The following is a 9,007-nucleotide window of genomic DNA, read 5'->3' as shown; positions in this document are numbered from 1 at the left end:
GGGGAGGGGCGAGGGGGACGGCCGGCTCGTCACAATCGGTCGAGCAACCCCGCCGCCATGGCGCGGGCGTGCCGCAGACGGGTGATGTCGCTTTCCAGGCCGGCGCGCGTCATGGCGCCCTCCAGGAGGAAGGCCAGGTGTTCCGCCGTGGTTCGCGCCGTGTCGGGGCGCCCGGGCAACAGCGCCGCGAGGTGCCCGGCCATCAGACGCTCGACTTCCTCTTTGTGTCGGCGCACCAGAGCGCGCCCCTCGTCCCCGACGGGCATTTCCGCGGCGGCGTTGAGCAGTCCGCAGCCACGGAAACCGTCCCCGGTGGCGCTGTCGATGTAGGTGTCGAAGACGGCCAACACGCCGTCGCGAGGACTTTCGGCCCGCTGGAGGCGCGAACGGTACCTCGACAGCCATTCCTCGTGCCGGGCGTCCAGGTAGGCGCGGACGAGTTCGGCTTTGGAGGAGAAGTTGTTGTACAGGCTCATCTTCGCCACCCCGGCCTCGGCCGTGATCGTGTCGATGCCGGTTGCCGTGATTCCGTCGCTGTAGAAACGCGGCGCCGCGGCGGCCAGAATGCGCTCGCGAGCCGGCCGCCGCCTGCCGGCCCCCGGTGCCCGCTCCATTCCACTCATCGGAACCTCGATTTGCATAGGTAGACTGGTCTACCCAGTATAGGGGGGTGAACGGCGTCCCGGGCAGCCACTGCCGGGCCGCGCCCCCTCCGTCGCCGACCATCGAGGAAGACATCATGACCCTCCTGACCGACAACCTCGTCGTCGATGGTGTGCGCCTGGCCTACCGGGATCGCGGCCGGGGCGAACCGGTGGTCTTCATCCACGGCACGCCCTCGCACTCCCACGAATGGCGCGATGTCGTACCGTCCGTCGAGGAGGCCGGCTTCCGGACTCTCACCTATGACCTGCTGGGATACGGCCTCTCCGAGCGGCCGGTGAACCGCGACACCTCCGTCGCCGCCCAGACGGACCTCCTGGGACGCCTTCTCGACGCGCTGGGCGTCGACCGCGTCGGCATCGTCGCCCACGACATCGGCGGCGCCATCGCTCAGCGCTTCGCCCTCGCCCACCCCGGGCGGGTGCGGCGGCTGATGATCATCGACTCGGTCAGTCATGACTCGTGGCCCTCCCCGACCTGGCGGAAGATCATCGAGGAGCACCCGGACGGCTTCGCGAACATGCCGCAGGACGCGTTCGATGCCCTGCTGACCCGGCAGCTCGAGATGACCGTCGCCGACGAAACGCTCATGGCCGGAGACGTTCTCCGGGCGTACCTGGCGCCCCATCGATCGCCGCTGGGCCGCGTCTCCTTCTTCGAACACCAGGTGCGCCACTACGACTCGAGGTACACCGAGGAGATCGCGGATCGGCTCGGGCATCTGACCATGCCCGTCCGCATCGTGTGGGGCGAGGAGGACCGGTGGCAGCCCCTCCACCACGCGAAGCGGCTCGCCGGCGCCATCCCGCACGCCGAACTCGTCGTCGTCCCCGGGACCGGCCACTTCCTCATGGAGGAGGCCCCCGAACGTGTCGTACGCGAGATCGACGACTTCTTCGGCTCCCCGTCCCCGGTCACCGCACGCGGGTGATGCCCCGGTGCCGGCGACACCCCCGGGCCGGCCGGTGGCGGGGGCGACGACCGCCCGCGGCTCCGCTCCGCGACTGTCCGGCTCGGGGACCCCGGCTCGGCCACTCCCCGCCCGTCGTCACACCGGGTTACCATGCTCACTTCGTGCCGGAAACCGGGGACGAGGGACGACACGTCATCGACGGACCGCCCGACCGGCGGGGAGGACGGAGACCCCGCAACAACTCCCCGGATCCCCCCGGAGACCACTTCCGTGACATGAGCCGTGGATGGCAGGACGAAGAGTCGGACAACCCGGGAAAGTGATGAGAAGACTGGCGGCCACCCGCTATGTGACGCCCCTGCGGGAGGGCGGTTCGCTGCCCGGCATCGTCGAGGCCGAGGACCTGGGCACGTACGTGATGAAATTCCACGGCGCCGGCCAGGGGCGACGCACCCTCGTGGCCGAGGTCGTCGCGGGGGAACTCGCCCGCCGTCTGGGCCTGCGGGTTCCGGATCTGGTGCTCCTGCGGCTCGACCCGGTCATCGGACGTGCCGAACCGGACGAGGAGGTGCAGCACCTCCTGCGCGCCAGCGAGGGGTTGAACCTGGGCATGGACTTCCTGCCGGGGGCGATCGGATTCGACCCCCTCGCCTACGCCGTCGACCCGGTGGAGGCCGGGCGGGTGGTGTGGTTCGACGCGTTGGTGCGCAACGTCGACCGGTCCTGGCGCAACCCCAACCTCCTGGTGTGGCACGGTGACCTGTGGCTCATCGACCACGGGGCGAGCCTGGTCTGGCAGCACAACTGGGCCGGCGCGGCGGACGCGGCCGGCCGCCCCCACGACGCCTCCGACCACGCCCTCGCCCCGGCGGGGCCGGATCCGAGGGCGGCGGGCGCGGAGTTGGAGCCGTTGATCACGGAGGAACTGTTGCGCGAGGTGGTGGCCGAGGTGCCCGACGAGTGGTTGGCGGGCGAGGCCGGTTTCGCCGACGCCGAGGCGGTCCGCACGGCGCACGTGGGAGTTCTCCTCCGGCGGGCGCGGGGATTGGCCGAGCGCATCGTCATCGGGCCCCCCACCACCGACGGGCCGAGCCGCGCGCCCGGCTGGTTGACCGGCGGGTTCCCGATCGCGGGGGCGGATCGATGAGCCCTCGGACCGCCGGTCGCCCCGGGGGCGCGGAGGACCCCCCGCGGGAGGTCTTCGACTACGCCCTCCTGCGGGTGGTGCCCCGGCCCGAACGGGGCGAGTCCATCAACGCGGGCGTGCTGCTGTGGTGCCGGGGCCGCTCCTGGCTGGGCGCCCGGGTGCACCTGGACGAGGACCGTCTGCTCGCCCTGGACCCGGGGGCGGACGTGATCGGCGTGCGCGCGGCCCTGCGCGCCGCAGAGGAACTGTGCCGGGGCGGGGCCGCCGCCGGGCAGGCGGCGGCGGAGGATCCGGGCCGCCGGTTCCGGTGGCTGACCGCACCGCGCAGCACCGTCGTCCAACCGGGTCCGGTGCACAGTGGCCTCACCCGGGACCCCGAGGCGGAGCTGGAGCGCCTGTTGTACCTGTTGGTGCACCCGGTGACCCGGCGGGCGGCACGTGTTCCGGAGGCGGACTGAGTCCCATCCCGCGGCCCGGCCGGCCGGGCCGCCCCGTTCGGCGAGCCGAACCGGCCGCCGGTCCCCGCTGTGCCCCGCCTCACCCGCGTGGCCGTTGACAGCCGCAGGCCGGGGCTCTAGCGTCGCAGACGCACAAGACTAAGCGGTTGCTCATTCCGGGGATCCGTCGTCGCTCGCCGGCGATCGACGCGGCGCTCCCCGCTTCACTCAACGGCGAGGGGAACCACCATGTCCACCACCGTTCAGCGCGTCGCCATCGTCACCGGAGGGGCCCGGGGCATCGGCGCCGCCACCGCCGTACGACTGGCCCGCGAGGGTCGCGCCGTCGCCGTCCTGGATCTGGACGAGGCCGCCTGCAAGGACACCGTCGACAGCATCACCGCCGATGGCGGCACCGCCCTGGCCGTGGGCTGCGACGTCTCCGACACCGAACAGGTCTCCGCCGCCGTGGACCGGGTCGCCGCCGAGCTCGGCCCGCCCGTGGTCCTGGTCAACAACGCCGGTGTGCTGCGCGACAACCTGTTGTTCAAGATGAGCGACGACGACTGGGACACCGTCATGAACGTGCACCTGCGCGGTGCCTTCCTGATGACCCGGGCCTGCCAGAAGCACATGGTCGACACCGGCTTCGGACGGGTCGTCAACCTCTCCTCCAGCTCGGCGCTGGGCAACCGGGGACAGGCCAACTACGCCGCCGCCAAGGCGGGTCTGCAGGGCTTCACCAAGACCCTCGCCAAGGAGCTCGGCAAGTTCGGCATCACCGCCAACGCCGTCGCCCCCGGCTTCATCGTCACCGACATGACCGCGCAGACCGCCGCCCGGGTCGGGATGGGTTTCGAGGACTTCCAGAAGGCCGCCGCCGACCGCATCCCGGTGCAGCGGGTGGGGCGCCCGGAGGACATCGCCAACGCCGTCGCCTTCTTCACCGGCGAGGACGCGGGCTTCGTCTCCGGACAGGTGTTGTACGTGGCCGGTGGCCCGCTCAACTGAGGGAGACGAGACCATGACCGACGCATCCGGCCCGGGAGCACCCTCCCCGGCCCCCGTGGACACCCCCGCCGACAGCGGCCGGGTGGCCCTGGTCACCGGTGGCAGCCGCGGTATCGGCTTCGGCATCGCCCGCGCCCTGGTGGCGCGCGGCGATCGGGTGTGCATCACCGGCCGGACCGAGGAGTCGCTGCGCGAGGCGGTGAAGGACCTCGGTGCCGACCGGGCCATGTACGTGGTCGGCAAGGCCCACGACGGGGACCACCGCGCCGAGGCGGTCGAGCGGGTGATCTCCGAGTACGGTCGCCTGGATCACCTGGTGAACAACGCCGGGACCAACCCGGTCTTCGGCGGTCTCGCGGACCTGGACCTCGCCGTGGTCCGCAAGATCTACGAGACCAACGTCATCTCCGCCCTCGGCTTCGCCCAGCTGGCCCGGACCGCCTGGCAGGGCGAGCACGGCGGCACCATCGTCAACGTGGCCTCGGTGGCCGGCCTCAACTCCTCGCCCTTCGTGGGCGCGTACGGGATGAGCAAGGCCGCGATGATCAACCTCACCCAGCAACTGGCCCACGAGTTCGCCCCGTCGGTGCGGGTCAACGCGGTGGCCCCCGCCGTGGTCCGCACCCGCTTCGCGGCGGCGCTGTACGAGGGGCGCGAGGAGCAGGTGCTCTCCCGCTACCCCCTCGGACGCCTGGGCACCCCCGAGGACATCGGCGGAGCCGTCGCCTTCCTCACCTCGTCCGACTCGGCGTGGATGACCGGCCAGACCCTGCTGCTGGACGGAGGACTGTTCCTCAACGCCGGCGTCTCCTGAACCACCGCGGTCCCGGACCCCACCCCGCGCGGCACCGCCTGTCGGTGCCGCGCGGTACGTTGCCCCCGATCGTCGCTTCACCCCGAACGACGAGGCACACATCGGAGGTTGGATCCGTGATCGACACGCTGCCCGGTGACTGGCAGACCGTCCTCGGCGAGGAATTGCGGCAGCCCTATTTCAAGGAGCTGACCGCCTTCGTCGAGGCCGAGCGGGCCGCGGGCCCCGTCTACCCCCCGCCCGGGCAGGTCTTCGCCGCGCTGGAGGCCACCCCCTACGCGGAGGTCCGGGTCGTCATCCTCGGGCAGGACCCCTACCACGGGGAGGGCCAGGGCCACGGACTGGCCTTCTCCGTCCGCCCCGGGGTCCGCATCCCGCCCTCCCTGCGCAACATCTACAAGGAGTTGCACGCGGACCTCGGCGTGCCCGTCCCCACCACGGGCCACCTCATGCCGTGGGCCCGCCAGGGGGTCCTGCTGCTCAACACCGTCCTGACCGTCCGCGCCGGTGAGGCCAACTCCCACCAGGGACGCGGCTGGGAGCACTTCACCGACGCCGTCATCCGGGCTGTCTCCGACCGCGAGCGACCGGTGGTCTTCGTCCTGTGGGGGGCGAAGGCCCAGAAGAAGATCCGCCTGATCGACACCGACCGCCACACCGTGGTCGCCGGCGCCCACCCCTCCCCGCTCTCGGCCCGCAAGTTCCTGGGATCACGCCCCTTCGGCGCGATCGACGCCGCGCTCGCCCGGCACGATCTGCCGCCCGTCGACTGGCGGATCCCCGACCCCGCCTGAGCCCCGCGGGGCGCCGGCCCGTACCCGCCGACGGGCCGGCGACGCCCGGCGCGCCGCGGCGGGCCTCCCGCCGCGGCGGGGCGGACGCGTATGCTGCCGCACACGGCCCCATCCCGACCCCGGGCCCGCGCGTTCCCGCCCCGGCCGGCCGCGTTCGGTGGATGCGGGTCGCCGGACCACCCCACCCACCGAGGGAGCCCCGTGAGGATCGGCGTGATCGGCCTGGGCGACATCGCCCGCAAGGCGTACCTCCCCGTGCTCACCGCCCTGCCCGACTGCGAACCCCACCTGCACACGCGCAGCGCCACCACCCTGGAACGGATCGGTGACGCCTACCGGGTGCCCCCCGCCCACCGGCACGCCGCGCTGGACTCGCTGCTGGCGGCCGGACTCGACGCCGCCTTCGTGCACGCCCCCACCGAGACCCACCCGGCCCTGGTGACCGCCCTGCTGAGGGCGGACGTGCCGGTGTACGTCGACAAACCGATCGCCTACGAACTGGCCGACGCCCAGCGGGTCGCCGCACTGGCGGAGGAGCGCGGAGTCGGCCTCGCGGTCGGGTTCAACCGCCGCCACGCCCCGGCCTACGCCCAGTGCCTGGAGCACCCCCGCGATCTCATCGTGCTCCAGAAGCACCGCGTCGGCCTGCCCGAGGATCCCCGTCGTCTCGTCTACGACGACTTCATCCACGTCGTGGACACCCTGCGCTTCCTGGCCCCCGCCCCGATCGACCGGGTCGCGGTCGACGGAGTGGTGCGGGACGGCCTGCTCCACCAGGTGGTGCTGCACCTGTCGGGGCGGGGCTTCACCGCCCTCGGGGCCATGAACCGGCGGTCGGGCTCGGCCGAGGAGATCCTCGAGGTGTCCGGTCACGACACCAAACGGGAGGTCCGCAACCTCGCCGAGGTCATCGACCACAAGGGACAGCCGAGTCTGCGGCGCCGCGGCGACTGGGTTCCCCCGGCTCGCCAGCGCGGCATCGAGCAGGCGGTCCTGGCCTTCCTGCACGATGTGCGCTCGGGACGGCGGTTCGACATCGCGGACGCCCTGCGCACCCACGAACTGTGCGAGCGGATCCTGGACGGCCTGGACGGATCCGATTGACCGGGTGCCCCCGGTCGGCCGGCCGCCGGTGGGCAGCGGGCTCCGGCCTCCCGCCGGGAGACGCGAAGGGGGCGGTGCCGGCCGGCACCGCCCCCTTCGCGCCGGTGCCCCGTCCCGGGGCACCGGCTTCGTTCAGCCGCCGAACTCCTGACCCGCCAGGGGGTCCAGAACCCCCATCCACACCAGCACCAGAATCAGGATGCCCACCACGATGCGGTACCAGACGAAGGGGGCGAAGGTGCGGGTGCTGACCCAGTTCATGAACCAGGCGATGATCGCGTACCCCACGAAGAAGGCGACCACGGTGGCGAAGATCGTCGGTCCCCAGGAGACGTGGTCCGCCTCGTTGCCGATCTCCCCCAGCTCGTAGAGGCCGGAGCCGAAGACCGCCGGGATCGCCAGCAGGAACGAGTACCGCGCGGCCGCGGCGCGGGTGTAGCCGAGGAACAGTCCGCCGGTGATCGTGCTGCCCGATCGGGACATTCCGGGGATCAGGGCCAATGCCTGCCACAGGCCGAAGATGATGCCGTCGCGCAGGTTCAGGTCCTCGATCGTCTTGCGCGGTTTCGCCGCACGGTGCCGCCCACCGTGCTCGGCCTGTATCGCCATCCGGTCCGCCACGGCCAGCGCGATGCCCAGCACGATGAAGCTGAGCGCGATCAACCGCAGATCCCGGAAGGGGCCCTGGATCGAATCCTTGAGCAGTACGCCGAACACACCGATGGGGATCGACCCCAGGATCACCAGCCACCCCATCCGGGCGTTGATGTCCTGCCGCAGTTCGGGGGTCCACAGGGAGCGGGTCCACGTGGAGACGATGTTCCAGATGTCCTTGCGGAAATAGATGAGGATCGCCAGTTCGGTGCCGATCTGGGTGACGGCGGTGAAGGCCGCCCCGGGATCCTCCCAGCCCGCCGCGACGGCGACGAGCCGCAGGTGCGCGCTGGAGGAGATCGGGAGGAACTCGGTGAGTCCCTGGACGAGCCCGAGAACAAGTGATTCGAACCAAGACATGGCGCTGCGTGCTCGTCCCTCGGTGATGTCGGTGTTGTCAATGATGATCGTCGGTGGATCAGATCGAAATGGTAGGGCCATCCGATGGAAGGCCCGGCGCGAGGGTCGGATTCCGGATACGTCTCCCCACCACGGCCCCACCACGGCCCCACCAAAGCCCTGTCACGGCCCTGTCACGGCTCCACTCGCCCCCCGTCGCGCTCTCCCGCCCACCGACCGGTCATCCCGTCAACCCGGCCGCGGTCCCTCCCCTCCCGGCGCGCCGCCCGCCCCGGGTGAGGGCGAGGGAGCCCGCCCAGGCGAGAGCGATGATCCCAACGGCTGTGAGGAAGACGGGAGATGAGGGTTGGGAGGCGTTGCTCGCGGCCACACAGTACGCCGTCGTCAGCGGAATCGTGCCCACGGTGGTCGCGGTCAGGAAGGTGGTCCGTCCGATCCGGCCGAACGCCGCCGCCGCGGTGACCCCGGGGAACGGCACCATCGGGATCAACCGCGCCACGACCACGGCGGTGAACCCCCGCCGCCCCGTCCAGCGGTCCGCGGCCCGCACCAGCCCGGGGGGCAGTCGGCGACGCACCCCGTCCCGTCCCCAGCGGCGGAGCACGGTGAAGCCGATCGCCGCGCCCAGGGCCGTCCCGGCCACCGCCGCCAGGGTGCCGGCCACGGCTCCCAGCACCCCGCCCGCCACCAGGTTCATCAGGGGACGGGGCACCATCAGCGCCGTCAGCAGGGCATAGCCCAGAGCGAAGAGGACCGGCACCCAGAGGGCGGGCACCCCGTCGAGGAATTCGGCGACCCCTTCCGCGGTCACCGCGTCCGAACGGGCTCCGAGCAGGGCGAATCCACCCGCCACCGCGGCGGGAACACCCACCAGCGCCAGTGCCAGGAGGCCCGCGGTCCACCATCGGGCGGAGGTCGACGGTCCGGGCCCGGCGCGGTCGGGCGGCGGCCCGGGGTCGGCGGGGATCGTCGGGTCGCGGAACACCGACCGAGCCTAGCCGATGCCCCCGGGCCGGGCCCCGGCGGGCGGGGAACCGACCGACGGGGCACACTGGGTCGGTGTCGCGAGCAGAGCATTCCCCGCATGTCCACGCCTCCCCCTCCCCCCGG

Annotated in this window: 10 protein-coding genes; 7 read left to right on the top strand and 3 right to left on the bottom strand. The window is 72.2% G+C overall.

Features of this window, described 5'->3' with window-relative positions:
- Positions 1-29: 29 nt before the first annotated feature.
- The gene (locus FOE67_RS08975) at positions 30-623 is read right to left on the bottom strand and encodes a TetR/AcrR family transcriptional regulator (protein WP_182662288.1); all 594 of its coding nucleotides are present in this window, start codon (positions 621-623) and stop codon (positions 30-32) included.
- 116 nt (positions 624-739) lie between these two features.
- Here FOE67_RS08975 and FOE67_RS08970 point away from each other — a divergent pair, with 116 nt between their 5' ends.
- From FOE67_RS08970 to FOE67_RS08940, 7 genes are all read left to right on the top strand, one after another.
- Positions 740-1,594, top strand: coding sequence for an alpha/beta fold hydrolase (locus FOE67_RS08970; RefSeq protein WP_182662286.1), 855 nt, complete (start codon positions 740-742; stop codon positions 1,592-1,594).
- Between the two features lie 304 nt (positions 1,595-1,898).
- On the top strand, positions 1,899-2,723 hold the full coding sequence (locus FOE67_RS08965) for a HipA family kinase (protein WP_182662284.1): 825 nt from the start codon (positions 1,899-1,901) through the stop codon (positions 2,721-2,723).
- Entirely contained in the window at positions 2,720-3,181 is a 462-nt protein-coding gene (locus FOE67_RS08960) for a DUF3037 domain-containing protein (protein WP_182662282.1), read from the top strand. Before FOE67_RS08965 ends, FOE67_RS08960 begins: the two co-directional genes overlap by 4 nt.
- Before the next feature lie 228 nt (positions 3,182-3,409).
- The gene (gene fabG / locus FOE67_RS08955) at positions 3,410-4,171 is read left to right on the top strand and encodes a 3-oxoacyl-ACP reductase FabG (RefSeq protein WP_182662279.1); all 762 of its coding nucleotides are present in this window, start codon (positions 3,410-3,412) and stop codon (positions 4,169-4,171) included.
- 13 nt (positions 4,172-4,184) lie between these two features.
- Positions 4,185-4,985, top strand: coding sequence for an SDR family oxidoreductase (locus tag FOE67_RS08950; RefSeq protein ID WP_182662277.1), 801 nt, complete (start codon positions 4,185-4,187; stop codon positions 4,983-4,985).
- Between the two features lie 116 nt (positions 4,986-5,101).
- The gene (gene ung, locus FOE67_RS08945) at positions 5,102-5,779 is read left to right on the top strand and encodes a uracil-DNA glycosylase (protein ID WP_182662275.1); all 678 of its coding nucleotides are present in this window, start codon (positions 5,102-5,104) and stop codon (positions 5,777-5,779) included.
- Positions 5,780-5,980: 201 nt separating this feature from the next.
- Positions 5,981-6,883 carry a Gfo/Idh/MocA family protein gene (locus FOE67_RS08940; RefSeq protein ID WP_182662273.1) on the top strand — a complete coding sequence of 301 codons (903 nt, stop codon included), beginning with the start codon at positions 5,981-5,983 and terminating at the stop codon, positions 6,881-6,883.
- A gap of 132 nt (positions 6,884-7,015) precedes the next feature.
- On the opposite strand, the gene FOE67_RS08935 is transcribed toward FOE67_RS08940, so the two are convergent.
- Together FOE67_RS08935 and FOE67_RS30325 are read right to left on the bottom strand one after the other, a co-directional pair.
- Complete coding sequence (locus FOE67_RS08935; RefSeq protein ID WP_182662271.1) at positions 7,016-7,897, bottom strand: undecaprenyl-diphosphate phosphatase; 882 nt, start codon at positions 7,895-7,897, stop codon at positions 7,016-7,018.
- Positions 7,898-8,117: 220 nt separating this feature from the next.
- Positions 8,118-8,882: a TVP38/TMEM64 family protein gene (locus FOE67_RS30325; RefSeq protein ID WP_182662269.1), complete on the bottom strand. Its 765-nt coding sequence runs from the start codon at positions 8,880-8,882 to the stop codon at positions 8,118-8,120.
- Between the last annotated feature and the right edge of the window lie 125 nt (positions 8,883-9,007).

It is taken from the genome of Streptomyces calidiresistens (assembly GCF_014141525.1).
GTDB lineage: Bacteria > Actinomycetota > Actinomycetes > Streptomycetales > Streptomycetaceae > Streptomyces > Streptomyces calidiresistens.
This window is presented reverse-complemented; position numbering and strand designations above follow the sequence as displayed.

Excerpts from the sequence above, each read along its gene's own strand:
- FOE67_RS08950 (WP_182662277.1), top strand. The coding sequence starts at position 4,185 with ATGACCGACGCATCCGGCCCGGGAGCACCCTCCCCGGCCCCCGTGGAC.
- FOE67_RS08935 (WP_182662271.1), bottom strand. The coding sequence starts at position 7,897 with ATGTCTTGGTTCGAATCACTTGTTCTCGGGCTCGTCCAGGGACTCACC.
- fabG (WP_182662279.1), top strand. The coding sequence starts at position 3,410 with ATGTCCACCACCGTTCAGCGCGTCGCCATCGTCACCGGAGGGGCCCGG.
- FOE67_RS08975 (WP_182662288.1), bottom strand. The coding sequence starts at position 623 with ATGAGTGGAATGGAGCGGGCACCGGGGGCCGGCAGGCGGCGGCCGGCT.
- FOE67_RS08965 (WP_182662284.1), top strand. The coding sequence starts at position 1,899 with ATGAGAAGACTGGCGGCCACCCGCTATGTGACGCCCCTGCGGGAGGGC.
- FOE67_RS08960 (WP_182662282.1), top strand. The coding sequence starts at position 2,720 with ATGAGCCCTCGGACCGCCGGTCGCCCCGGGGGCGCGGAGGACCCCCCG.
- FOE67_RS08970 (WP_182662286.1), top strand. The coding sequence starts at position 740 with ATGACCCTCCTGACCGACAACCTCGTCGTCGATGGTGTGCGCCTGGCC.